Source organism: Rhodopseudomonas julia, from assembly GCF_030813515.1.
Classification (GTDB): Bacteria; Pseudomonadota; Alphaproteobacteria; order Rhizobiales; family Afifellaceae; genus Afifella; species Afifella julia.
The window spans coordinates 335,714-360,424 of sequence record NZ_JAUSUK010000002.1 but is presented as its reverse complement, the minus strand read 5'-3'; the positions used below and the strand labels follow the sequence as shown (position 1 = coordinate 360,424).

Below are 24,711 nucleotides of genomic sequence, written 5' to 3'. Positions count from 1 at the left end.
GGGGAAGCCCCCGCCGCAAAGGGTCAAAAAGGATTGTCGCGACCTCACGCGGCACGCACCGTGGCCAGGAAGCTCTGCACTTCCTGCTTGAGGCGGTGGCTTTCCTGAGACAGAGAGCGCGCCGAAGCCAGAACCTGTGAGGAGGCAGCACCAGTCGCGCCCGCACCCTCCTGCACATCGAGGATATTGGTTGCGACCTGCGCCGTGCCATGCGCCGCTTCCTGGATGTTCTCGGCGATCTCGCGGGTCGCTACATATTGCTGCTCGGCAGCATCGGCGACCGCCGCGGAAATCTCAGACATGCGCGCGATAGTCTCGGTAATGGAACGGATCGAAGTCTCCGCCTCGCCTGTCGCCTTCTGCATCGAGGTGATCTGACCAACGATTTCTTCTGTCGCCTTCGCCGTCTGGGCAGCGAGGGTTTTTACTTCCATGGCGACAACCGCGAAGCCCTTTCCAGCATCACCGGCGCGGGCTGCCTCTATGGTGGCATTGAGGGCAAGCAGGTTGGTCTGCTCGGCAATCGCCGTGATCAGGTTCACGACCGCACCCACGCGACGGGCGGCGTCGGCGAGATCGATGACCCGTCGATTGGCGCTGCCTGCCTGTTCCACCGCTTCACCGGCAATCTTCGCACTCTCCTGAACTCGACGGCTGATCTCTCCTACCGAAGCTCCGAGTTCCTCCGACGCCGAGGCGACAGACTGCACGTTGGACGAGGTCTGACCGGAAATGCTCGCGACAGTGCTGGAGAGGCTCTCGGTGCGTTCCGCAGTTTCCGTCATAGAGCCGGCGGCCGCTTCAAGTTCCGTCGCCGCGGACGACACGCCCTCGGTGACTTCGCCAACGGCATTTTCGAACATGTCCGCCAGACGCTGCATTTCATGGCGCCTCTCTGCCTCTGCCTGGCGCGCCTTGTTTTCACGTTCTTCGGCTTCGAGCCGTGCCTTTTCGATGGCTTTTTGTTTGAACACTTCAACGGCTCGAGCAATCTCGCCCACTTCATCGCCGCGATCGAGCCCAGGCAACACGATCTCGAAATTGCCGCCTGCAAGCTCGTTCATGGCCGCCGTGGTCGCATGCATTGCCTGCGAGATACGCCTTGCAACGAAACCGCAAATTACCGCCACGACGAGGAGCACCAGACCGCCAATCATGAGGACGGTTTTTGCCGTTGCCCATGTCTGCGCGCGCAAATCATCAATGTAAACGCCAGTGCCGATCACCCAGCCCCAGGGTGCAAATTCATCGACATACGAGAGCTTCGGTTGCGGCTCGACTGAGCCAGGTTTCGGCCATTCATAACGGACGAAACCTCTGCCCTCTTTAGCGACCAGATCGAGCATCTCGACAAAGAGATGCTTACCGGAGGGGTCCGTGATGGAGGTCAGATCCGTGCCATTGAGCTCCGGCTTGATCGGATGCATGACCATGCGGGCATTGCGGTCCTTGATCCAGAAATACTCATTGTCGCCATAACGTAGCGCTCCGATACGGCGAGCCGCATCCGCCTGCGCCTCTTGAAGCGAACGAGAACCTCTAGCGACTGATGCTTCTTCTTCCTTGGCAATGTCGAGCGCGAGTTCCGTCAGGTGCGAAAGCTCGCGGCCTTTCTGATCTTCGAGCGCGTGGCCCAGCTCAAGCAGCTGAAACCCAGAGATAGCAGAAAAACCTATAAAGCCGACAGCAAGGACCGCATAGATCTTGTGCCCCAGCTTCAGACGAAGTCCTCTTTTCATTGAGTGTGCCCCCTAGTGACGTTACGTGAGCACACAAGGCTTCAGTCAGCTTGCACCGGGCTTGCGTCAAACTTCCTCTGACGTTCACGGAAGCGTCAGAGCGGCTTGATCGAAGTTGCGGTTAATTTTCCGACGGATTTGAGACGACGCCAACGCTCGGAACGTCAGAAGAATGAACGCACCAAGCCGCCGACCAAAAGATTCCAGCCGTCGATCAAAACAAAAAACAGGATCTTAAAGGGCAGAGCGATAACCGCTGGCGGCATCATCATCATGCCCATGGACATGACGAGAGTGGCGACGATCATATCGATCACCAGGAATGGTAGAACAATCAAGAAACCGATCTCAAAACCGCGCCGCAGTTCTGAGATCATGAAAGCTGGAATGAGAACACGCAACGGCACGGATTCCGCTTGCGTCGCATTGGCTCCCGTATCCGGCAAAACAAGCTCCGTCGTTTCTTCGGCACCCGGCTTGCTGGCGGCAAGATCGGCGAAAAGTTGGAGATCCTTCGGCCGGACCTGCGTCAGCATAAAGTCGTGAAACGGATCAGTGATCCGTTCGAACGCTTCTTGTTCGGTGATTTCGTTGTCTGTGAGCGGCTTAAGCCCTTCGGTCCAGGCACGATCAAGGGTCGGCCCCATCACATAAAAGGTCATGAAGAGGGACAAGCTAATCAAGACGAGATTGCCGGGAGTGCCCTGCAGGCCGAGGCCGGAGCGCAAAAACGAGAGAGCGATGATGAAACGCGTGAAGCTCGTAACCATGATGAGAAGGCCCGGCGCGATCGACAGAACTGTCAAAATGGCAACGAGCTGCACGATGCGGCCGGTCGCCGCCGCATCACCAGAGGGAATGAGACTTCCCAGATCGGGCACTTGTGCATGGGCCGCAACGGCAAGGAAGGGCACCAGCAGAAGGGCGAAGAACAAGCGCTTCATCAAAACTGTCTCACGAGGCGGGGGGACCGCCATTGGTGTTTATTGAACAACCATCGTCTCGATGATCAGCTCGCTCACCTTGCCGTTGGTCCTTACAGCGGCGCGGTCGTTGAGATCATCGCGCAGGTGCTGCAAGGCGCTCGGACCCTGGAACTGCGACAGGGGCATGGTCCGTACGAAGGCCATGATGTCCTCGCGGATCTCGCCAGCCGTGACTTCGGGGTTTTCAAGGGCGCCGTTCGGAAACACGATCGCCGTTTCGAGGCGAACCCAAACATCCGCCGGATCGGCCACATTGACCACGACAGGCCCGACCGGCTGCAAGACCATGTCGCCCGAATAGAGCAGCTGTGGCTCCTCTTTCGGTTTCTCCTTGAGTTTTTCGGTGACCGTCGCCTCGATAGCGCCAGCCAGATAGATCCCGATACCCGCACCAGCCCCGCCGGCAATCACCGTCACGGCCAGCACACCAAGAAGGCCTATCAAGAAGGAGCCCTTTTTCTTGGGCTTCGCCTCTTCGTCAACTGAAGCCGCAGATACGTCGCTCATCAGAAGGGCACCACCTTGTCGTAAATCCGCTGGCCCCAGGCCGGCTGCTGTACGTCGGAAATACGGCCGCGGCCGCCATACGAGATGCGCGCCTCAGCGATCTTGTCATAGGAGACAGAATTGTCCGTGGAGATGTCGGAAAGTCTGACAATGCCTGCGATGTTGAGCACGCGGACCTCGTTATTGACCTTCACCTCCTGTGATCCGCTGATCATCAGATTGCCGTTCGGCAATTCCTCGGTGACAAGCGCCGCAATTGACAAGCGCAGCTTTTCCGAACGATCGATCGAGCCCTCGCCTTTGGTCGAAGTTTTCGACGCAATATTGAGGCCACCGGAGCCCTCACCCGATTCCTTTTCGACGTTAAAGCCGCCGAATCCTAAGAACCCGCCGAAGCTAAGATCGGACTTTGAATCCCGCGACCGGTCACTTTGGTTGTCGAATTGAGCCTTGTCGTTGATCTGGATATTGACCGTGATGACATCGCCCACCTGCCGTGCCTTACGATCGGTGAAGAGGACTTGCTTGTTTCCACTCCAAAGCGACTGGAATGTTTTCGGCTCCGGCTCGACAAAGCTGACGGGCAGAGGTTGGCGGTTAACAACGATCCCTTCACCCACCGGGCTCAGCTCGGGACCTGTGATGATATTGTCACGTGCTGCGCAGCCGCCCATGACGAGCATCACCGCGATTGTGCAGATCTTTTTCATCCTGGGTTTTTCGCCTCATCGCTCGCCCTTGCGAGCCCTGCCATTGTGGTCGTGAGCTGCGCCGCCTTGATTGGCTCCATCTCGTTCAAGATCGCGCTTGCAATGCGCGGCTTGAGCTTGACCAGTATTGCGGCCGCAGCGGCCGGTGCCATGACGGCCATCTGTTGAGAGGCCGCATCCGGGCGCATTTGCGTGAATATCGCCACGACGCTTTCCTCAGCCTTGCGCAGGAAGTCCTCGCGACGTTTTAGCCACTCCTCATACTCCGCTCGCTTCGTTTCGAGAGCTTCAATGCGTCCATTGACGTCTTCTTCGAGCTTCTTCAGCGCGGCGACTTGGCGCGCATAACGCGCATCCGTGGCCTCGTCGGTGATGTTACTGCAGTATTGCCGCGCATTCTCAGACTGCACGGCAGCCGCGCTCTGCGCGGGAATAGGTTCAGGCTCATTCTGTAAAACGGAGGCAGCATCGTCTTCGCCTGCGACCGCTCCGGTCGAAGGCGGTTCCGCATCCAACGGGATGGGCAGGACATTGGCGATATCCTGCGCCTGCTGTGCTGCACTCGACGTCTGCGCCTCGGCAAGAGCGGGCGCCAAAATGAAGGCGCTCGTTGCGAGCAGACAGGCGAGCGATAGACGAATTTCTCGGACAGGCGTGCTCATCTTCGGCTGCCTTTCTCCAGATTATTCTCAGGGGCCGGGTCCGGCTCAAAGCCAGGCGGGCTGTGCTATTGAACGACGAGTTCGCCCTGAAGCGCGCCGGAAGTCTTGATCGCCTGAAGGATCGCGATGATGTCGCTCGGTTTCAGTCCGATCTGGTTAAGCCCGTGCACGAGGGTTTTCAGGTCGGTCCCGCCAATGATGGCGAGATGACCGTCTTCCTCAGTCGCGTCGACCTGGGTCAACGGCGTGACAACAGTCTGTCCGTCGCTAAAGGGCTCCGGCTGAGACACCTGCGGCATCTCAGTGACCCGCACCGTGAGATTGCCATGGGTCAAAGCGACCTGCGAGATCTGCACATTGGAGCCGATGACGACCGTACCTGTGCGCTGATCGACGACGACACGTGCAGGGGTATCCGGTGCGACCCTTAACTGGCCAATCGCAGCCATGAAGCGAGCCGAGGTGACGCCGGCGGGCTTTCGAACGGCGACGCTTCTCAGATCCCGTTCAACGGCGAGCGGGCGCCCGAATTGGCGGCTCGTATAGGCATTGACCGCATCCGCCATAATCGCGGCCGTTTTGAAATCCGGATTGTTAAGCACCAGGACGAGCTCGCCCAGGTCTTCCATCGAGCCGGCAACCTCACGCTCCACAATCGCCCCGTTCGGAATACGTCCGACAGTCGGAACACCTTGGGTCACTGTTTCTGCCTCCCCACCCACACTGAGGCCGGAGACGGCAACCGGTCCCTGCGCAACGGCGTAAATCTCGCCATCGCCGGCAGAGAGCGGCGTCATCAAAAGCGTGCCGCCCTTAAGGGAGGTCGCATCGCCGATAGAAGCGACATTCACATCAATCTCGCTACCGCGCCCGACGAAGGGCGGGAGATTGGCAGTCACCGTCACGCCCGCGACGTTGCGTGCACGAAGGGCAGCGCCACTCACATTGATGCCGAGGCGGTCGAGCATCGATTCCAGGGCCTGGCCGGTAAAGGGCGAATTGCGCATGGAATCGCCCGTGCCCTGCAGGCCGATGACCAGGCCATACCCGATCAGCTGGTTCTCGCGCACACCTTGAACCGTGGTGATGTCCTTGATGCGCGCCCCGGAGGACGGATCGATACCAGCAATCTGATTGGGATCGCCGATAGGTACATTGCCAACGAGATCTGCGCCAACGAGATCTGCGCCAACGAGATCTGCGGCCCAAACCGTGTCGGCGGCAACGAGCGCGACAGCGCAAAGAAGGGCGGCAAGCCGTTTCATTGTCCCACCTTCACGCTTCCGTCCGCCTGTACGACGCCTGCAATCACCTGACCGGAATCGACATTGCGAACCCGGATGACATCTCCAAGCGAACCTGCTTCAAGAGCAAGGACGCCTGCCGTCATCGACAGTCCGCCGGACTGGTAGACGGCCCGAGTGAGCGAGCCACGTGCAATGATTTCCGGCTCCTCCACCGCGTTCGACGGGATGAGTCGCTCCGGCACGAGAGTCCGGCGCGCCACTTTGCCGACGAGGGCGTCGATATTGTCGACCACCGGATAGCGCGAACGCGTATTCGGAAGAAAGTTCATCTCCTTCAGCATGTCCCGATCGATCACATCGCCCGGATAAACGGTAACGGAGGGAACAGGCAGGAGATCGTAGGATTGAGCCTGCTGCTGAGCGGCAGCCGGTACACTCGCCGCGAACACAAATGCGCAGGCGGCGAGAATGCGTCGGACGGGAACGACGCGCACGAGTGCGTTCGTTGCCTTACGCCGAAGGCCGATGAAGTTCCTCCCCATCATCGGCTTGCTCAGCGAATGCCCTTGGAGACCGTGCCCGACATGTCGTCGGCTGCCTGGATCACCTTGGAGTTCATCTCATAGGCACGTTGGGCAGCGATCAGCTCGGTGATCTCTTTCACCGGATCGACGTTGGAGCCTTCAAGATATCCCTGATTGATCTTGCCGAATCCCGGATCGGTCGCAACGCCCGTGGTCGGCTGACCTGAAGCAGTCGTCTCGCGGTAGAGATTGCTGCCGAGAGGCTCAAGACCCGCGTCATTGGCAAAATTCACAAGGGTCAGCTGACCAAGAAGCTGCGGATCGGCCTGTCCTGCGACGGTCGCATAGACTTCGCCAGACTCGTTCACGGTGATGTCGACTGTATCAGCGGGAAAGGTCATCGCCGGCTCGACGGTGTAACCGTCGATCGTCACGAGCTCGCCGTTTGGACCTTTGTTGAAGGAGCCGGCGCGCGTGTAGAGTGTCTCGCCTGCTGGGTTGGTAATCTGGAACCAGCCGCCGCCGTTAATTGCAAGATCAAGCGGATTGCCGGTCTGGCCGAGCGGTCCTTGGATATGAAGGTTGCGCACGCCGATCGTGCGCGTGCCGAGCCCGATACGGGCGCCTTCCGGAACAGGGTTGCCGCCGCCCGCATTGGGCACACCCGCCGTCCGTTCCGTCTGGTACAGAAGATCGGAAAATTCGGCGCGGGCGCGCTTGAACGAGGTGGTGTTGATGTTCGCGACGTTATTGGCGATGACCTCGACATTCATCTGCTGAGCCGCCATGCCGGTCGCTGCGATTGCGAGCGCTCTCATCTCAATCTCCTTAGATCTGCATCCGGCTGATTTCCTGGTAAGCCGCCACGACCTTGTCGCGGATCGCCAGAGATGCCTGCAGGGTCTGCTCGGCCGCCATCACGGCCTGGACCACGTCCTGGACAGGCATCGCGCCGTTGATGCCGGTGATCGCCGCAGCTTCGCCGGCCTTCAAAGTATTGAGCGCCTCACCCGAAATATTGGCGAGGACGGCGCCGAAATCGGCTTCCCCCGCTGCACCGGCGACTTGAGACGTCGCGGCTGTGGAGCGCGTGGCGCTCAAAGACGCCGTGCTGTCGACCATAAAGGACAGCGACTGAACCGGAGAAACCATCAGCTATTCCTCAAGAGATCGATCGTGGTGGAGAACATGTTGCGCACCTGCTTCATCACCTGCAGGTTCGCTTCGTAGGAGCGCGTCGTCTCGCGAAGGTCCGCCATCTCGATGATCGGGTTGACGTTCGGCATCTTCACGTTGCCGTTTTCATCGGCCGCCGGATGGCTCGGATCATGCTCCAGTCGAAACGGAGCGTTGTCGACACCGAGCGCTTTCACCTTGACGCTGGCGGCGTCGATGGTGCGATCGAGCACGCTCTCGAAAGAAACGGTCTTGCGTACGTAAGGATCTGCGCCGGGTGTCGTACCCGTCGACTGCGCATTGGCGAGGTTTTCCGCGACGATCCTGAGGCGCGTCGACTGGGCTCTGAGCCCCGAGGCCGCGATCTGGGAGGCGCTGGCAAGCGGATCGATCATCAGCTCGACCTCACGCTCATCAGGAACATGCGATGGAAAGCCTTCACGAGGCTGGCATTGAGCTGGAAGGCGCGATCGGTCGCGCCGGCCTTGACCAGTTCCTGATCAACGCTCACGGAATTGCCCGAGAAGCTGACATCCCAGCTATCTTCGGACTTGATCTTGCCTGTCCCGAGAGACGTTCCGGAAGTATCGATGTGCCCCGACGCGGTACGCGTCATATCAAGATGCGTGGAATCCAAGATCTTGGAGAAAGGCTCGATATCCCTGGCGACGTATCCCGGCGTATTGGCATTGGCAATATTGCCAGCGATCAGCGACTGCCGGACGGACGCCCATTGCGCCTGACGGGCAGCGAGATCAAACAAATGAACGGGCTGCAAGAGGAACCTCCCTTTCGCTCTACGCGACCCTAGCTAGACATCGAGCCTTGCCCGAAGCTGGCGTGGGAAGCGAAAGGGAATGGCGGTGGGCACCCGCCTCTCGTCAGGCGTCGGTTCGGGTCAGATCGGCGACAGCCTGCCGGAAACGCTCATAGAAATCCTCCTCACCTTCTCCGTGGAAAACAATGGAGAGGATATCGAGGCCAACATAATCTGTATTGAATACGAGATCGAACAAGGCCGTGACCTTGTCGTGGACGAACTCCATTCGCAGGGCGATAGCGAAAGCATTGTGCCAGTCGAACTGCACAGCCGCCTGCCTTGCATAGCGCAAAAGCTCCGGCCGCCGCAGCATTTCAGCCGAGGAATCGACGATATCGCGAATATTCGCCTCACGCTCTGCGTAGATGTAATAGGCCATCACGCCGGCGTTGATGAGGTAGAATTCCGCCATGAACGGCTTCAGCGCTTCCGCGAGGACTTTCTCACAGGCAAGGAAGTCCTGCTCGTTCTCCGGGCACCGTTCGATCACTCTACGCTGAGTGGTGATGTGCATTACTCTCACGCGAATAGATATAATGGAGGAGTTTAGCGACGGCGACGTAAAACTCTGCCGGAATGAACTGGTTGACTTCCACAGCATCGTACATTGCGCGGGCCAATGGCTTGTCCTCGATGATGGGGACATCGTGCTCAGTTGCGATTTCGCGAATCTTTAGCGCCACCAAATCGGCTCCCTTTGCGAGGACCAAAGGCGCCCCGCCCTCGGCACGCTCGTAGCGAATAGCAATGGCGAAATGAGTCGGATTGGCAATGATGAGCGTGGCGCGTGGCACTTCCGCCATCATCCTGCGCTTGGCGCGTTCGCGCGCGATGGCACGCAGACGCCCCTTCACGATCGGATCTCCTTCCGCCTGTTTGAATTCCTCCTTGAGCTCCTGACGTGTCATCCTGAGATCGTTGCGCCAGCGCACGCGAGACCAAACGATATCTGCGCCGACAAGCACAATAGTGGCCACACAGATGGTGGAAACAAGGCGCACGGAGATCGACAGGATCAACTGCGGAACCAGGGTCGGGTCGCTGTACATGGCGCTCATGAGGGCGTTCTGATCCGCGTTGATAACGAGCAGGCACGTGATGCCTACAGCTGTGACTTTGAAAAGCGCTTTCAGAAACTCGACAGCGCCCTGCTTACCGAAAATCTTCTTCCATCCGGCAGCAGGGGAGATGCGCGACCATTGCGGCCGGATGCGCTCCAGAACCAGGCTCGGCACATTCTGAAAGAGCGACGCGGCGATGCCGAAGAGCGCCAAAACAAAGATGGCCGGCAGGAGGAGCCGCCCGCAGTCCCAGGCGACGCGCCAAAGGAACAGCGTCGCTTCGGTCCCGTTCGACAGGGAAAAGCCTCCCGGATTGTCGATGAAATGAATCAGGATGGCGCTGAGATCGCGGGCTGCGCCCTGGATGAGCAGCGTCATGATGATGAGGATCGCGAGGATAGAGGTAAAGATCGCCGCTTCACGCGAATGCGGCGTATTGCCTTTCTCCACCGCGTCCGAGATTTTCTTCTCTGTCGGCTCCTCGGTTTGGCTGTCCTTGTCCGGCTTCTCCGACATAGCGAGTGCGCCTACATGACGTAGGCGTCTTCCTCGTTGTCCGAATTGAGGTCGATTTCACCCTTTCCTGCCATATCGAGCGCCATGTCGGTGATGACACGGCGAGCGTCGGTCACCTCGCGATGTGGCGCCGGCTCGCTGCTACTGAGTTCCTGCTCGACCATGCGCCGCACGCGCGAGGACAGAGAGGATAGAATGATCTCGCGGAATTCAGCATCGGTGCCTTTGAGCGACATCACCACCTTGTCGGTCGGCGCGCGATCGAAGAGGGTGGTCCGGGCCTTCGGCGTGAGCTTCGAGATATCGTCGAAGGTGAACAAAAGGCTCTTCAAAATTTCCGCCGATTTCGGACGAGATTCCGACAGACTATTGAGCACGTCTTCCATGTGATCGCGCTCCATCTTGTTGACGATATCGGCCATCTTGGCGTGCGGATCCGCACCCTGATTCCGAGAGAGATTGGTCATGAAGTCTTCGTGCACAACGCGCTCAATGATGCGCATCGTCTCGTCCACCATAGGTTTGAAGCCGAGCATACGCCGCATGACCTCATTTCGGCGATCAGGCGGCAAATGGCCCATGACCTTCGCCGCGCAAGTTGGCTTCACCTTCGAGAGGATAAGGGCCGCCGTTTGCGGATGCTCCTTCATGATGTAGGCAGCGATCAGGTTCTCTGAGACGTTGGACATCCGGTCCCAAATGGAACGGCTGGCATTGCCCATAACGTCGGCCATGATCTCGCCGATCTGATCGGGAGGCAGAACGCCCTCCAGGAGCTTTTCAACCTCTCCCGTCGTGCCCACAAGTTGCGCGCCGTTCAGGAAATTTGAGGCGAACTCCTCGATCAGCTGTTCGATCTGCTGCGGCGGAACCGATTTGAGCGTCGCAACGGAGCGCGTAATGACTTTGATCTCGTCAGGATCAAAATGCTTCATCACGCGGGCAGCTGCAGGCTTGCCCATCGCCATGAGCAGCGCGGCAACCCGGTCCGGCCCCTGGAGGGGCCGCATCGCAGGCGGCTTGTTTGCGGTGGCTGCCATCTCGCCCTGCTTAGTTTGTCAGCTCAGCGCCAGCCGGACCAACAATCTCGGTCAGCGACACACCAAAGCGAGAATTGTCGTCTTCGACGACCACCACTTCGCCGCGCGCAATGACGCGACCGTTGACCACTACTTCGACCGGTTCGCCGACTCGGTGGTCCAGCGGCACGATGGCTCCTCGACCAAGCTTCATGAGATTGGCAACGGGCATACGGGCGGAGCCGAGTACGACCTGCATCAGCACCGGAATCCGCATCACGGATTCAAGATTGCGACCGGTACCGAAAGTCTCGCCCTGGCCAACCTTTATATCCGCAGTAAAGTCATCCTCGTGCGTGGAAGTTTCGTTCAACTTTTCCTGCATATCCTTCAAAGGATCTCCAGACATGAAAACGCTCCTCTCGATTCAATCCTGCGGGCCCTAACGCTCTCCTGCGATGGACCAGCCCCCTTCAGCGCCGGCGCGCCAGTTCCCTGCGGCGCGATGCGTCAATCCTCGCGACGGCTTCTTCACGTCGCTCGCAAACCTGCAAAGCGATCGCAGCTGCGCTCGCCCCAGCAAAGGCGGACAGAACCGCCAGATCAGCTAGTAAGAAGGTCATTGATGAACTCCTTTTCGGGATCGAAGACCTCTTCCACACGGAGCTTGTACGAGCCTTCCGTCTGACCCAGCTGACACCAGAAGAGCGGTTGCTCATTGGCCTCGAGCTTGACACGGCTCGCGGGCGTGGCCTGCAGTTCCAACACCTGGCCCACTTTGAAGTGAGCGACTTCGTCGAGCATGATGCTGCGCTCTTCGAGCACGGCACGGAGAGGCACACTCGCCTTCTTCACCTCGGTACGAATTTGGCGCGACCAATTGGGATCACCGGCATTCGACTCGCCGGAAATCACGCGCGACAAAACCTGCCGCATCGGAGTCAGCGCCGATTGTGGGATGATCACGAACATCTCGCCGCCGCGTCCGAGCGCCTGCAGCAGAAACTTCGCCGCGACCGCCATGTTGTTGCGCCGCCCGATGACGGCGAAGTCCATGCGGGTCTCTTGACGTTCAAATTTGAACGGGGTGTCCGAGACAAGCGCGAAAGAAGCCTGCAGCGCTTTGCCCGCCTGCTCGAACAGCATCTGCGCGATGCGATTTTCGATGGTCGAGAAGTTCCTCTCGTCATCGAAAGGCGGTTCCGAACCGTCTGCACCGAAGAGCACTTCCACCATCGAGAAGATGAAATCACGGTCGAAACCGACGATGATGTGGTTGTCCCAGGTCGGAGCATGGAAAATGCCGGCGACGGCATTCGCCTCATACATCTCCAGGATGTCACCGATACGACCGCTCTCCACATGGCTCAGAGAGTAGTAGGCCTGAGATGCGGCCAGCGTGCGCAGGCTGTCGGCACAGAAGGTCGCCATGCGGTCGAAGATGATCTGCAGCATCGGCAGCTTATCAACCGACAGACCCGCTGCATCGAGCAGCATGTCACGGATATCAGTGCCTTTTTGTGCTTCGGACATGGATTAGGCCGCCTGCTGCATGGGAGCTGCCGAGGAGCTCGGAGTGTTGGAAATCGCCTCGTTTTCCACCTCGTCGATGGTCGGGCGCTCTTTGGAAGAAATCGTCTTACGGCCATGCTCGAGCGCAACCTGAGGCAGCGCACCGTTCATGAAGGCAATGAGCGTCTGCTTGACGATGACAAAAGGCTGGCACTGCTTCTCGCGCAAAATCTTGATCTTGCCCGCGACGGGCGAAAGCACTGCGTAGGACAGGAAGATACCGACGAACGTGCCGATCAGCGCCGAGGCGATGTAGTGACCAAGGATTTCCGGCGACTGATCAATGGCGCCCATCGCCTTCACGATCCCCAGCACTGCGGCGCAAATGCCGATCGCCGGGAGCGCTTCAGCGACTGTCCCCAATGCACCGGCGGACTTCAGCTTGTGCTTTTTGATCGTCGAGATCTCCTGCTCCATCAGCCCCTCGATCTCGTGCGAACGCGCGTTACCGATGATGATCAGACGGACATAGTCACAGATATAAGCCGTGAGTTCCTTGTCCTTCAGGATCGACGGAAAGTGCTGAAAAAGCACCGAATTCGCCGGATCGTCGATATGTGCTTCGACCTCGTTGCGAGGCCGCGTTCTGAGATCTCGCATCAACGCGAACAGCAGGCTCAGAATGCTGAGATAATCGCTCCGCTTCGGAGCCGTGCCCTTCATCGCCTCGAAGATACCGGCCCCGGCATCTTTGATGATCGCCATCGGATTGGCGATGATGAAAGTGCCAAGAGCGATGCCGACGATGATCACGTATTCGAAAGGCTGCCAGATGACGCCCACATGGCCGCCCATTGCCATGAAGCCGCCGAGCATCGAACCGATGCCGATCACCAAGCCGAGTAGGATAGCCAAGAGCTTGCTCCATGAAGTGATTTCGTTAGGAGCCCTCACTGTTCGATTTGGCTTGCGCGAAGCTGGAGCATCGGGCGCATCGCCAAGAGGCCGATAACGGCAAGATATAGCCAGCTTCACACAAGCTTGCCGACCTAGAGCCTCATCTCAATTGTGAGGCCGCAGTGATCTCGACATCTATCAGCTATCAGCGCATCGCCGCCGACATGGACAAGTCCCTGAACCGCGTCTCCAGCGACCGGACGGTGACACGGGAAACCAATTATTACCTCGCCAATATCGGCAAGATCACATCGATCGACGAATTCTTTGAAGATCGCCGCGTCTACAACTACGCGATGAAGGCCTTCGGCCTTGAGGATATGGCCTACGCGAAGGGCTTGATCCGCAAAGTTTTGGAAGAGGGCGTGAGCGACCCGAAGAGCTTTGCCAATCGGATGTCGGACGATCGTTTCGTGGAATTCGCGACCGTTTTCAATTTCGCTGAGAACGGCGAGACGACCACAGCCGCAAAAGAGGCGCAGCAGGGCGTCGTCGATCTCTATACTCGTCAGACACTCGAAGAGAGAGCCGGCGACGATAATGAGGGCGTCCGGCTCGCATTGTATTTCCAGCGCGCCGCTCCCGAGGTGAAGTCCGCCTACGGCCTCCTCGCGGATGATGCGTTGTGGGCTGTCGTCAGAACGACCTTCGGCTTTCCAGCCGAAATGGCGAATGCCGACATCGAAAAGCAGGCCAAGGCCGTCGAACAGCGTCTGAACATTGAGGATCTGAAGGACCCCGAAAAACTCGCCAAGCTTGTCCAGCGCTTCACGATCATGTGGGACGCAACGGAGAACGTGGCAGCGGATCCGATCCTCAATCTCTTCTCCAACAGTCGCTCGACATCAGTCAGCGCCGATCTCCTCCTAACTTTGAACCAGCTGAAGCACGGCGGAACTTGAGACATGCCGACAAGTACTTACGTCGCACTTTCCGCGCAGGTGGCACTCGACCGACGCTTGACGACGATCGCCAACAACGTCGCCAATATGAACACAGCGGGCTTTCGTGCCGAAGAGGTGAAGTTCGATGCCGTGATGACGCGGACCGGTCCCGAGAAGGTCGCCTTCTCGTCGCCCGGCGACACCTACATTTCACGCAGCCCCGGCGCCGTTTCCTACACGGGCAACCCACTCGACGTTGCCGTGCAGGGAGAAAGCTGGCTCGCGCTTTCCACACCAGACGGCACGGTCTACACCCGCGACGGTCGTCTGCAGATGACCGCAACCGGCGAGCTCCTGAGCACCGCCGGCTATCCCGTTCTCGATCCGGGCGAAGCAGGGATCCTTCTCGATCCGCGCGGGGGCGAGGTCTCCATCGCGGCGGATGGCACCATTTCCCAGGGTGGCAACCAGGTTGGCGCGATCGGACTGTTCTCGATCCCCGAAACAGCCAAGCTGAGCCGCTATGAAAACTCTGGGGTAGTCCCGAGCGAAGCAGCCCAGCCGGTTGAGGATATGACCGTCAATGGCCTGCGTCAGGGCTATGTCGAAGGCGCCAACGTTAATCCGATCTCTGAGATCAGCAAGCTGATCATGCTGCAACGCGCCTTCGACAGTGCGGCTTCGGCCGTGGAAAAGAGCGAATCTACGCAGCAAGAAGCGATCCGCTCGCTCGGCCCGTCCTGATCCATCAGGAAAGCAGAAGATCCGGCATCATGGGGGATGGCTGAATGACCGCTCTCGCGCGTCTCAAATCCGCGATCGACAGTGCGGCCGTTGAAATCCCCCCAGTGCGTGTGGGCGGCCTTGTGACGGAGGTAGCCCCCACTTATTGCCGCGTCGCCGGCCTTTCGCCCTTCGTGCGGCTCGGCGAGCGAGTGCGTTTCTCGTGGGACAAGCTGAGCGCGCTTGGCGAAGTCGTGCGCATCGACGGGCGTGACGTGATCGTCAAACCGTTCGAGACGCGAATGCCTTTCGGCATCGGCACCGAGGCGCATCGTATCGGCGCGATCGGGCTTGCTCCCCGCGACGAATGGAAAGGCCGCGTCATCAATGCCATGGGCGAGCCGGTGGACGGTCTCGGTCCCCTTGCCCACGGCGAGCGCATGATGAACGTCGACGCCGAGCCCCCGCCTGCAATGACCCGCGCGCGCTTGCACCGGCCTCTGACGACGGGCGTGCGGGCGATCGATATTTTCACGCCGATCTGCGAGGGACAACGCATCGGCATTTTCGCCGGCTCCGGCGTCGGCAAGTCCACTCTTCTATCGATGATCGCCCATTCGCAGGGCTTCGACACCGTCGTCGTGGCGTTGGTTGGTGAGCGCGGCCGCGAAGTCCGGGAATTCATCGAAGGTGCGCTCAACGGCAATCGTGCCCGCGCCGTAACGGTCGTGGCGACTGGCGACGAAGGTCCTATGATGCGCCGTCTCGCCCCGCTCTCGGCCATGGCAATCGCCGAATATTTTCGTGATCAGGGCGATTCCGTTCTGCTCATCGTCGATTCCGTCACGCGTTACGCGCATGCGGCACGTGATATCGCTCTCGCCGCCGGCGAACCGGCAGTGGCGCGCGGTTATGCGCCGAGCGTGTTTTCCGATCTGCCAAAACTTTTGGAGCGCGCAGGCCCCGGCGAGGAAGGAGCCGGATCGATCACCGGCATCTTCGCCGTCCTGATCGACGGTGACGACCATAACGATCCCGTTGCCGATGCCATCCGCGGCACGCTGGACGGTCATATCGTTCTCGATCGCTCCATTGCCGATCAAGGCCGCTACCCGGCCATCAACGTGCTCGGATCGATTTCGCGACTGGCGCAGATCGTTTGGACGTCTGACCAGCGCGAGTTGGTGCGCAAGCTTCGCACCTTGATCTCTCGTTTCGAAGACACACGCGATTTGAGGCTCATGGGCGGCTACCACCAGGGTGCCGACGCTGAGCTCGACCGGGCCGTTCAGCTCGTGCCACGCGTCTATGATGCGCTGCGCCAGGACCCCTCGAGCCCGCTTGCCCAGGACGCCTTTGCAGACCTCGCTGTCTTGTTGCGTCAGTAGCCGCCGCCGACAGCTTCACGCAAGCTCACCGGGCCAAACAGGCCACACAAGGGTTGAGGAAAAGGATTAAGCTGATGAGCCTCTATGGGATGCTCCGCACCGGCGTTTCGGGCATGAATGCCCAATCGAACCTGCTTGGCACGGTCTCCGACAACATCGCCAACAGCGGTACAATCGGTTACAAGCGCGCTGACACCCAGTTCTCATCGCTGCTCCTGAACAGCGGCAAAGGCAGTTACAATCCAGGTGCGGTGAAGACGGATATCCGTCATGCCATCAGCGATCGCGGACCGCTGACCTACACGACGTCGAACACCGACCTCGCCGTCCAGGGCAACGGCTTCTTCGTGGTCAACGACCCGAACGGCAATCCGTATCTGACCCGGGCAGGCGCCTTCACCCTCGACGGCAACACCGGCAATCTCGTCAACACGGCCGGCTTCACACTGATGGGCTACGACATCAGCGGCGGCGATCCGGGTGTTGTCCTGAACGGCCTCACGGGACTTCAGCCCGTCAATTTCGGCGGCATGAACATGACCGCCAATCCGACCACCAGCGGCGTCTTTAAGGTCAACCTGCCCGAGAGCGCAGAGGTCGTGACAGGCAACCTGCCGTCCGCCAACGCGGCGGATTCAGCCTATACCGCCAAGTCGTCCATTACCGTCTTCGACAAGGTCGGCAACGAAGTGACGCTCGACATCTACATGTCGAAGACGAGCGACAGCCCGGCGGAATGGGAATACACGGTCTACGATCACGCCGGCGCCACCGACGGTGGCTTTCCTTACGCATCAGCCGCGTTGTCGACCCAGACAGTGACCTTCGATGACGCTGGAGCCCTGACGAGCACACCTGCCGAAATCGCACTGACAGTGCCGGGCGGTGAAGCGATCACGCTCGATCTCACCGGCACGACGCATCTTGCCGCCGAATACACGCCGATGACGGCGGTCGTGAACGGCAACGCGCCGGCGACGATCAAGGATGTGACGATCTCCGAGGATGGGACAGTCTACGCCAATTACACCAATGGCGCGATGACCCCAGCCTTCCGCCTGCCGCTCGCCGACGTGCCGAGCCCCGACAAGCTCGAAGCCCTGTCCGGCAACGTCTTTTCGGTGACGCTGGAATCGGGTGCGGTCGAGGTCGGCTTCCCGACGGAAGGATCACGCGGCGCGATCGTGTCCGGGGCTCTTGAGCAATCGAATGTCGACATGGCCTCCGAGCTCACCGACATGATCGTCGCTCAGCGGGATTATTCAGCCAATTCCAAGGTCTTCCAGACAGGCTCAGAGCTTCTGGACGTCCTGATGAACCTCAAGCGTTAATCGCGTCCTCTCCCACTGAAAGGGCAGTTTAGCCATGAGCCTTCAGGCCGCGCTGACGACGGCGCGTTCCTCCTTGCAGGCAACCGCGGCACAGATCTCTGTCTCTGCCAAGAATGTCTCCGGGGCGGGCGATCCGACCTATTCACGCAAGCTGGCGCCGTCCGTGACGACGCCCGATGGCGCCGTGCGCGTCGTCACCACGAGCCGCGCAACAGACCGCGCGCTCTATACGACCATGCTCGGCGCGACATCGCGCGCCGCGAGCGAAGATGCTCTCGTCGCCGGTCTCAACCGGCTGTCGGCAACGATCGGCGATCCAGAATCGGAGTATTCGCCGGCAGCACAGCTCAGCCAGCTGCAAATCACGCTGCAGGAATATTCCAATCGGCCGGACGATTCTATTCTCTCGCAGAATGTCGTCACCCGCGCCAACGCGCTGACAACGAAGCTCCAATCAGCGGCGGAGACGATCGCAGAAGTCCGTCAGGACGCCGATGCCGATATCGCCAATGCGGTCAGCAACCTCAACAGCCTTCTCGACAAGTTCGAGACCCTGAACAATCTCGTCGTCCAGGGCTCCTTCGCGGGAGCCGACGTCACCGATCCCCTCGACAAACGCGATGCCGTGCTCGCCCAGATCTCCGAGCAGATGGGTGTCTCGGTGGTCACGCGCGCCAACAACGATATGGTGCTCTATACCGATAGCGGCGCCACCTTGTTCGAAACGACGGCCCGGAGCGTCACCTTTGCCGCCTCGCCTGCCCTGACGGCTGGCTCGCCCGGCAATGCGGTCTTCGTCGACGGCGTCCCGGTGACTGGTCCGAACGCCACCATGCCGCTTCACGGCGGCGCTCTCGTCGGTCTGACGACACTGCGCGACGACGTCGCCCTCACCTATCAAAACCAGCTCGACGAAGTCGCCCGTGGCCTCATCGAGGTGTTTGCGGAATCCGATCAAACGGGCGGCGGCGCCCCCGATCAGGCCGGGCTTTTCACCTATCCTGGCGGTCCCGGAGTTCCGGCAAGCGGTACGGCAGTATCCGGCCTCGCTGCTTCGATTACCGTCAACTCGGCCATTGATCCCTTGCAGGGCGGAACGCTGTCGCGGTTGCGCGACGGTGGCGTCAACGGGGCGGCCTACGCCTACAATTCGACCGGCGCGGCCGCCTTCTCGGACCGGCTCGATGCGCTCGTGACCGGTATGGGCACGGCACGCAGCTTCGATCCTGCAACGCAGCTCGAGGACAGCCAGAGCCTGATCGATTTCACCACGTCCTCCTCCGGCTGGCTGGAGGGCAGGCGCCAGGCGGCGACCGCCGAGGTGGAATACCAGAACACGCTCGTTGCTCACAGCTCCGACGCGCTTTCCAACGCGACGGGGGTCAATCTCGACGACGAATATGCACTGCAGCTGCAGCTGGAACAAAGCTACGCGGCATCCGCCAAGGTTCTGTCGGTGATCAACGAGCTTTTCGACACCCTGCTCATGAACGCGCGCTGACGCCATGAAAACGACCTTCGTCTCCACGTACGCTCTCGCCAACAACCTGCGCTCGAGCGTTCCGCGCATGCAGTCAGAGCTTGCAAAGGCCGGCGTCGAGATGGCTACGAGCCGGCACGCCGATGTCGGGCTCACCCTTGGCTATTCGACGGCTCGAACCTTGTCGTTCCGCCACGATTTTACGCAGGCGGAATCCTTCATCGCCACCAATGGCCTTCTCTCTTCTCAGCTGCAACGTACGCAGATCACGATGGATGGGATCGCGGACACGGCGAACAAGACCCTCGCAGTCTTCGTCTCCGTGTCAGATCCCTATGTTGCTTCCGAAGAGTTCCAGGCCTCGGCGAAAGCCGCGCTCTCCGGGCTCATTTCCCTCGGCAACACGGCCGCTGACGGCCAGTATCTCTTTTCCGGGATCAACACCGGCGCGGCACCTTTCAACGATTATGATGCCGGCGGTCCGAAGGCCGCAGTCGATGGCGCTTTCGCTACCTTCTTCGGCTTCTCGCAGAGCGATCCGGCGGTCGCCAACATCACTGCGAGCGACATGCAGACCTTCCTGGACGGCGACTTCGCGGCACTTTTCGACGACCCGTCATGGGGGACGACTTGGTCGAACGCCTCCGACACCAACATCACGAGCCGGATCTCTCCACACGAAGAGCTGACCACCTCCGTGAACGGCAACACGCAAGCTCTGCGCAACCTCGCCATGGCCTATACGATGGTAGCCGAACTCGGAACGACAGAACTTGGACCGGAAACCATCCAGGTGGTCGTCGATAAGGCCCGTGAGCTGATCGGCGGTGCTCTGCCTCAGCTCACCGACATGCAAAGCGCAATTGGCTTCACACAGCAGCGTGTGACAGCGGCGACTGAGAGGATGACAGCCGAAAAAGATCTCATCTCCAAGGGCATTCAGTCACTGGAGAATGTCGATCCGGCCGAAGCGAAAGTTCGCTTCGATACGCTCACGACACAGATCGAGATGTCCTACGCACTGACAACGAAGATCATGAACTTGAGCATTTTGAAGTACGCCTGATTCAGGCGTGGGTGGAGGTTCAAATGTACAAATTCTCTTACGCGGAGATCCTCGATGATTCCGGCGGGGAATCGCGTGCTCGCGAGCAGATGGCTCTCGATCACGCCCTGGAGCTCCTGCACGTGGCCGAGATCCGTGGCTCGGGCAGCCCAGAAGCCGCCGAGGCGCTTGGCTATGTGAACAAGCTCTGGAACTTCATGATCCGCGATCTCGCCAGCCCGCAAAACGGGCTCGGTCAGGAGCTTCGCCGTGATCTCATCTCGGTGGGACTTTGGATCATCCGCGAGGCAGAAAACGTCCTCGTCGATCCATCGCGCAACTTCGCCGCGCTCATCGAGGTCAACCAGACGATCCGGGACGGTCTCAAATGACCATGCGGATCTCGCTCCGGCCCGGGCAGAGACTGTTCTTGAATGGAGCTGTGATCCGCGTTGACCGCAAGGTCACGTTCACACTCCTCAACGACGCGACCTTCCTGCTCGACAACCACATCCTCCAGGCTCACGAGACGACGACGCCGCTTCGGCAACTCTATTTCGTGATCCAGACGATGCTGATCGACCCTGACGGAGCCGCAGCGGCCCGTCGCCTCTTCGACGACATGCATATGCGTTTGAAGACGACCTTCAAGAACGATGCGATCTTGGAGGATCTGGAGGGGGTTGCAGGGCTCGTCAATGGCGGTCGTAGCTTCGAGGCGCTGCGCACTCTGCGCAACCTCTTCGAAGCGGAGAGCCGCATCCTGGAGAGCTCCGAGCAGTCGGCCCGCGCCGCCTGAGGCGGCCCGCACGAGCGAGAGCAGTCCCGCTTTTCTGAGCGGGGCCCGGCGAACATCTGGAGATCTGACATGAATTCCACCTCTGGCGTCGGCGCAGGCACGACTGCGGCCGCAAACAGCAATACCAACAAGTCCGGCTCGACGGTCGACTACGACACCTTCCTGAAGCTCCTGGTCACGCAGTTGAAAAACCAGGACCCGACCTCGCCCATGGAAACCACCCAGTACATGGCCCAGCTCGCAAGCTTTTCGCAGGTCGAGCAAACGATCCAGACCAACAACAAGCTCGACGAGATCTTGACCTCTTCGGCCATCGGCCAGGCCAACGAACTCATCGGACGCACCGTGACCTCGCCCGACGGCAGCGCCACGGGCACCGTCGCTTCCGTGCGCATCACCTCCAACGGCCTCGTCGCCAACCTCGATGATGGCACGGAGATGCTGATCGGCGCCGGCGTGACAGTCGCCTGAGATGAACGAAGCCGACGCTTTTGAGGTCGTCCGCCAGGCGATCTGGACGATCATCATCGCCGCGGGGCCAGCCGTCGGCGCAGCCATGCTCGTTGGCATTGGCATCGCACTGTTCCAGGCGCTCACTCAGATCCAGGAAGTCACCCTGACCTTCATTCCGAAGATCATTGTGATCCTGCTCATGACAGCGATCAGCGCGCCTTTCATCGGCGCTCAGATCTTCGCCTTCACAAACGAGGTTTACGGGCGCATTGCCACCGGCTTTTAGCGCGCCTTCTCACGACGGACCATATCCGGGGAAGAATTGATCATGTCGGAGATGCTGCTTACTGCGGGCGACGGGCTCGAAAAGAAGTCGAAACGAGATATCGGCTTCGCCACCCTGATCATCGGCATGCTGGTCATCCTGTTCCTGCCGATCCCCACTTTTCTGATCGATTTCGGTCTTGCCTTGTCGATCGCCTTCTCGGTGCTGATCCTGATGGTGGCGCTGTGGATTCAGAAGCCGCTCGAATTCTCCTCCTTCCCGACCGTGCTCTTGATCGCGACCGTGCTGCGCCTGGCGCTCGGTGTGGCGACGACCCGCCTCATCCTCGCCCATGGCAATGAAGGTGTGACGGCGGCGGGCAACATCATCAACGGCTTTTCCATGTTCGTCATGGGCGGCGACTTTGTCATCGGCATCGTCGTCTTCCTCATTCTCGTGACGGTGAACTTCCTCGTCATCACCAAGGGCGCAACGCGTATCGCCGAAGTCGGAGCACGTTTCACGCTCGACGCCATTCCCGGCAAGCAGATGGCGATCGACGCCGATCTCAATGCCGGCCTCATCGACGACAAGGAAGCCCAGCTGCGTCGGCGCGAATTGGAGGAGGAAAGCTCCTTCTTCGGCTCCATGGACGGCGCGTCGAAGTTTGTTCGCGGCGAGGCGATCGCCAGCCTCATCACCATCGCCGTCAACATTTTCGGCGGCATCATCATCGCTACCACTCGCTACGGCATGCCTCTCGACGAGGCCGCTGACGTCTTCACGCGGCTGTCGGTGGGCGACGGTCTGGTGGCGCAGATTCCGGCTCTCGTCGTCTCCCTCGCAGCAGGCCTGCTCGTTTCCAAGGGCGGCACGCGCGGTTCGGCAGAAAAGGCCGTCTTCGGCCAGCTCGGCGCCTATCCGAAAGCACTCGGCGTCGCGGCTGCGCTCATGTTCGTCTTCGCCTTGATGCCCGGTCTGCCGCTCCTGCCTTTCGGGGCGCTCGGCGGGTTTCTTGCTTTCGTCGCTTACACCATTCCCCGGCAGCAGGAGGCAAAACGTCAGGAAGCGGAGACGAAGGAAAAAAAGAAGAAGGAAGCTGCAGAGGTGGAAGCGCGCAATTCCGTCAAGGAATCGCTGCGCACTTGCGAGATCGAGCTGTGCATCGGCAAGCAACTCGCGACGCAAATCCTCTCCAACATGCCCGAGATCGCTCATCGCGTCAGCCGCATGCGGCGCAAGTTCGCGCAGCAATACGGCTTCGTGGTGCCCGAGATAAAATTGACGGAAAGCCTCAACGTCCCCTCCAAGAGCTATGAGATCCGTATCCACGGCACGGTCTTTGCGACCTGCGAAATGCGCATCGGCGAGTTGCTCGTCGTCACCGGCGACAATGCGAGACCCGACGTCCCCGGCGATGTCGTCCGCGAACCCGCCTTCGGCATGCAGGCGATGTGGATCTCCGACGCCTTCGCCACAGAAGTCCGCCGCGAAGGCTATACGCCGATCGACAATCTCTCCGTGGTGCTCACCCATGTGAGCGAGGTCATTCGCAACAACCTGGCGCAGCTCCTGTCCTACAAGGATGTGCGTATGCTGCTCGACCGGCTGGAGCCGGAATACAAGCGCCTGGTCGACGACATCTGCCCGAGCCACATCACCTATTCGGGGCTTCAGGCAGTTTTGAAGCTCCTGCTCACGGAACGCGTGTCCATCCGCAACCTGCATCTCATTCTGGAAGCACTGGCGGAGATCGTCCCGCATGCCCGCCGCTCCGAACAGATCGCCGAGCATGTACGCATGCGCATGGCGCAGCAGATCTGCGGCGACCTTGCCCAGGGCGGTGTGCTCAACGTTCTCAGACTAGGCAACCGCTGGGATCTCGCATTCCATCAGAGCCTAAAGCGCGATGCCAAGGGCGAGGTCATCGAGTTCGACATCGATCCGCGCCTGGTGGAGGAATTCGCCGCCGAGGCATCTGAGGTGTTGCGTGCACGCCTTGCGGAAAACGAAAGCATCGTTCTGGTGACCGCGCCGGAAGCACGGATCTACGTGCGCATGATCATCGAACGCATGTTTCCTTCGCTTGCGGTCCTCTCACATCTGGAGATCGCCCGTGGCATTGAGATTAAGTCGCTCGGATCGATCTCGTGAGCGAGCTCGCCTCGGAGACGGTGCTCGCCGTCTTCCTCATCTTTTGCCGGATTGGCGGCTGCCTGATGCTGATGCCGGGCTTTTCGAGTTCGCGCATACCGGTGCAGTTCCGACTCTTCATTGCCGTGGCGATCACGCTCACCTTGTCGCCGATGCTGATCGGCTACACCCGCCCGCTGGTGGGCGACGGCACACCTTCCGCGATGCTGCAGGCGATCGTTTCGGAGCTTCTGATCGGCGTCTTGATCGGGCTCGTCGGCCGCGTCTTTTTCCTGGGCTTGCAAACGATTGCCGTGGCGGTCAGTCAGTCGATCGGCCTCTCGGCCATGCCCGGCATTGCGGTCGAGGAAGATTCCCAGCTGCCGACCGTCGCGTCGCTCTTCTCGCTGACGGCAATCACCATCATGTTCATCACCGATCAGCACTGGCTGCTGTTGTCGGGGCTGATCGATTCCTACCACACCTTACCGGCGGCGCAGGGCTTCGACGCGCAAGGCGCGCTCATCAATCTGACCGATCAGCTTTCGGCGGTGTTCTTTCTCGTCTTGCGGATCGGCAGCCCATTTCTCGTCTACTCAATCGTCATCAATCTCGCGATCGGCATCACCAACAAGCTGAGCCCGCAGATCCCGGTGTATTTCATTTCCATGCCGTTCGTAACGGCGGGCGGCCTCATCCTCCTGATGACGGTTGCGCACGAGTTCCTGGCGAATTTCATCGATGCCTTCGGCATCTGGCTGGTGGGAGGCTAAT

General features: G+C 59.9%; 29 protein-coding genes. 12 read left to right on the top strand and 17 right to left on the bottom strand.

The window, feature by feature from the left end; all coding sequences use genetic code 11:
• Window positions 1-44: 44 nt before the first annotated feature.
• The 17 genes from J2R99_RS10850 to motA all read right to left on the bottom strand — a co-directional run bounded on the left by J2R99_RS10850 (window position 45) and on the right by motA (window position 13,394).
• Entirely contained in the window at window positions 45-1,739 is a 1,695-nt protein-coding gene (locus tag J2R99_RS10850) for a methyl-accepting chemotaxis protein (RefSeq protein WP_307154498.1), read from the bottom strand.
• Window positions 1,740-1,903: 164 nt separating this feature from the next.
• Complete coding sequence (gene fliP, locus J2R99_RS10845) at window positions 1,904-2,683, bottom strand: flagellar type III secretion system pore protein FliP (protein ID WP_307154497.1); 780 nt, start codon at window positions 2,681-2,683, stop codon at window positions 1,904-1,906.
• Between the two features lie 39 nt (window positions 2,684-2,722).
• On the bottom strand, window positions 2,723-3,232 hold the full coding sequence (locus J2R99_RS10840; protein WP_307154496.1) for a flagellar basal body-associated FliL family protein: 510 nt from the start codon (window positions 3,230-3,232) through the stop codon (window positions 2,723-2,725).
• Window positions 3,232-3,942: a flagellar basal body L-ring protein FlgH gene (flgH, locus tag J2R99_RS10835; RefSeq protein WP_307154495.1), complete on the bottom strand. Its 711-nt coding sequence runs from the start codon at window positions 3,940-3,942 to the stop codon at window positions 3,232-3,234. Before flgH ends, J2R99_RS10840 begins: the two co-directional genes overlap by 1 nt.
• The gene (locus J2R99_RS10830) at window positions 3,939-4,604 is read right to left on the bottom strand and encodes a MotE family protein (RefSeq protein WP_307154494.1); all 666 of its coding nucleotides are present in this window, start codon (window positions 4,602-4,604) and stop codon (window positions 3,939-3,941) included. The genes flgH and J2R99_RS10830 overlap by 4 nt, the downstream gene beginning before the upstream one ends.
• Before the next feature lie 65 nt (window positions 4,605-4,669).
• Window positions 4,670-5,869, bottom strand: a complete 1,200-nt coding sequence (flgI, locus tag J2R99_RS10825) for a flagellar basal body P-ring protein FlgI (RefSeq protein WP_307154493.1) — start codon at window positions 5,867-5,869, stop codon at window positions 4,670-4,672.
• Window positions 5,866-6,396, bottom strand: coding sequence for a flagellar basal body P-ring formation chaperone FlgA (gene flgA / locus J2R99_RS10820; RefSeq protein ID WP_307154492.1), 531 nt, complete (start codon window positions 6,394-6,396; stop codon window positions 5,866-5,868). The genes flgI and flgA overlap by 4 nt, the downstream gene beginning before the upstream one ends.
• 8 nt (window positions 6,397-6,404) lie before the next feature.
• Window positions 6,405-7,193 carry a flagellar basal-body rod protein FlgG gene (flgG, locus tag J2R99_RS10815; RefSeq protein ID WP_307154491.1) on the bottom strand — a complete coding sequence of 263 codons (789 nt, stop codon included), beginning with the start codon at window positions 7,191-7,193 and terminating at the stop codon, window positions 6,405-6,407.
• A gap of 10 nt (window positions 7,194-7,203) precedes the next feature.
• Window positions 7,204-7,527, bottom strand: a complete 324-nt coding sequence (fliE, locus tag J2R99_RS10810; protein WP_307154490.1) for a flagellar hook-basal body complex protein FliE — start codon at window positions 7,525-7,527, stop codon at window positions 7,204-7,206.
• Window positions 7,527-7,946 carry a flagellar basal body rod protein FlgC gene (flgC, locus tag J2R99_RS10805; protein ID WP_307154489.1) on the bottom strand — a complete coding sequence of 140 codons (420 nt, stop codon included), beginning with the start codon at window positions 7,944-7,946 and terminating at the stop codon, window positions 7,527-7,529. Before flgC ends, fliE begins: the two co-directional genes overlap by 1 nt.
• Window positions 7,946-8,329 carry a flagellar basal body rod protein FlgB gene (gene flgB, locus J2R99_RS10800; protein WP_307154488.1) on the bottom strand — a complete coding sequence of 128 codons (384 nt, stop codon included), beginning with the start codon at window positions 8,327-8,329 and terminating at the stop codon, window positions 7,946-7,948. The genes flgC and flgB overlap by 1 nt, the downstream gene beginning before the upstream one ends.
• Before the next feature lie 103 nt (window positions 8,330-8,432).
• A complete protein-coding gene (locus J2R99_RS10795; RefSeq protein WP_307154487.1) occupies window positions 8,433-8,885 on the bottom strand; it encodes a BspJ family T4SS effector nucleomodulin in 453 nt (150 codons plus the stop codon).
• Window positions 8,863-9,948 carry a flagellar biosynthesis protein FlhB gene (gene flhB, locus J2R99_RS10790; RefSeq protein ID WP_307154486.1) on the bottom strand — a complete coding sequence of 362 codons (1,086 nt, stop codon included), beginning with the start codon at window positions 9,946-9,948 and terminating at the stop codon, window positions 8,863-8,865. Before flhB ends, J2R99_RS10795 begins: the two co-directional genes overlap by 23 nt.
• Before the next feature lie 11 nt (window positions 9,949-9,959).
• Window positions 9,960-10,988, bottom strand: a complete 1,029-nt coding sequence (locus J2R99_RS10785) for a flagellar motor switch protein FliG (protein ID WP_307154485.1) — start codon at window positions 10,986-10,988, stop codon at window positions 9,960-9,962.
• Window positions 10,989-10,998: 10 nt separating this feature from the next.
• Window positions 10,999-11,376 (bottom strand): flagellar motor switch protein FliN, encoded by a 378-nt coding sequence (gene fliN / locus J2R99_RS10780; protein ID WP_307154484.1) that lies wholly within the window; start codon window positions 11,374-11,376, stop codon window positions 10,999-11,001.
• Between the two features lie 194 nt (window positions 11,377-11,570).
• Window positions 11,571-12,500: a flagellar motor switch protein FliM gene (locus tag J2R99_RS10775; RefSeq protein WP_307154483.1), complete on the bottom strand. Its 930-nt coding sequence runs from the start codon at window positions 12,498-12,500 to the stop codon at window positions 11,571-11,573.
• Window positions 12,501-12,503: 3 nt separating this feature from the next.
• Window positions 12,504-13,394, bottom strand: a complete 891-nt coding sequence (motA, locus tag J2R99_RS10770) for a flagellar motor stator protein MotA (protein WP_307154482.1) — start codon at window positions 13,392-13,394, stop codon at window positions 12,504-12,506.
• Between the two features lie 164 nt (window positions 13,395-13,558).
• Here motA and J2R99_RS10765 point away from each other — a divergent pair, with 164 nt between their 5' ends.
• The 12 genes from J2R99_RS10765 to fliR all read left to right on the top strand — a co-directional run bounded on the left by J2R99_RS10765 (window position 13,559) and on the right by fliR (window position 24,710).
• Window positions 13,559-14,338, top strand: a complete 780-nt coding sequence (locus J2R99_RS10765) for a DUF1217 domain-containing protein (protein ID WP_307154481.1) — start codon at window positions 13,559-13,561, stop codon at window positions 14,336-14,338.
• Window positions 14,339-14,341: 3 nt separating this feature from the next.
• Window positions 14,342-15,064 (top strand): flagellar basal-body rod protein FlgF, encoded by a 723-nt coding sequence (gene flgF, locus J2R99_RS10760; RefSeq protein ID WP_307154480.1) that lies wholly within the window; start codon window positions 14,342-14,344, stop codon window positions 15,062-15,064.
• A gap of 44 nt (window positions 15,065-15,108) precedes the next feature.
• Window positions 15,109-16,431, top strand: a complete 1,323-nt coding sequence (gene fliI, locus J2R99_RS10755) for a flagellar protein export ATPase FliI (protein WP_307154479.1) — start codon at window positions 15,109-15,111, stop codon at window positions 16,429-16,431.
• 74 nt (window positions 16,432-16,505) lie between these two features.
• Complete coding sequence (locus J2R99_RS10750; protein ID WP_307154478.1) at window positions 16,506-17,762, top strand: flagellar hook protein FlgE; 1,257 nt, start codon at window positions 16,506-16,508, stop codon at window positions 17,760-17,762.
• A 34-nt stretch (window positions 17,763-17,796) separates the two neighbouring features.
• The gene (flgK, locus tag J2R99_RS10745; protein ID WP_307154477.1) at window positions 17,797-19,263 is read left to right on the top strand and encodes a flagellar hook-associated protein FlgK; all 1,467 of its coding nucleotides are present in this window, start codon (window positions 17,797-17,799) and stop codon (window positions 19,261-19,263) included.
• Between the two features lie 4 nt (window positions 19,264-19,267).
• The gene (locus J2R99_RS10740) at window positions 19,268-20,308 is read left to right on the top strand and encodes a flagellar hook-associated family protein (RefSeq protein WP_307154476.1); all 1,041 of its coding nucleotides are present in this window, start codon (window positions 19,268-19,270) and stop codon (window positions 20,306-20,308) included.
• Between the two features lie 23 nt (window positions 20,309-20,331).
• Window positions 20,332-20,679, top strand: a complete 348-nt coding sequence (gene flaF / locus J2R99_RS10735) for a flagellar biosynthesis regulator FlaF (RefSeq protein WP_234628801.1) — start codon at window positions 20,332-20,334, stop codon at window positions 20,677-20,679.
• Window positions 20,676-21,086, top strand: coding sequence for a flagellar biosynthesis repressor FlbT (gene flbT, locus J2R99_RS10730; protein ID WP_370872346.1), 411 nt, complete (start codon window positions 20,676-20,678; stop codon window positions 21,084-21,086). The genes flaF and flbT overlap by 4 nt, the downstream gene beginning before the upstream one ends.
• 69 nt (window positions 21,087-21,155) lie before the next feature.
• Window positions 21,156-21,557, top strand: coding sequence for a flagellar hook assembly protein FlgD (flgD, locus tag J2R99_RS10725; RefSeq protein ID WP_307154475.1), 402 nt, complete (start codon window positions 21,156-21,158; stop codon window positions 21,555-21,557).
• Between the two features lies 1 nt (window position 21,558).
• Window positions 21,559-21,825: a flagellar biosynthesis protein FliQ gene (fliQ, locus tag J2R99_RS10720; protein ID WP_128291196.1), complete on the top strand. Its 267-nt coding sequence runs from the start codon at window positions 21,559-21,561 to the stop codon at window positions 21,823-21,825.
• Between the two features lie 42 nt (window positions 21,826-21,867).
• Window positions 21,868-23,958 carry a flagellar biosynthesis protein FlhA gene (gene flhA / locus J2R99_RS10715; RefSeq protein ID WP_307154474.1) on the top strand — a complete coding sequence of 697 codons (2,091 nt, stop codon included), beginning with the start codon at window positions 21,868-21,870 and terminating at the stop codon, window positions 23,956-23,958.
• Window positions 23,955-24,710 carry a flagellar biosynthesis protein FliR gene (fliR, locus tag J2R99_RS10710; protein ID WP_307154473.1) on the top strand — a complete coding sequence of 252 codons (756 nt, stop codon included), beginning with the start codon at window positions 23,955-23,957 and terminating at the stop codon, window positions 24,708-24,710. Before flhA ends, fliR begins: the two co-directional genes overlap by 4 nt.
• Window position 24,711 lies beyond the last annotated feature (1 nt).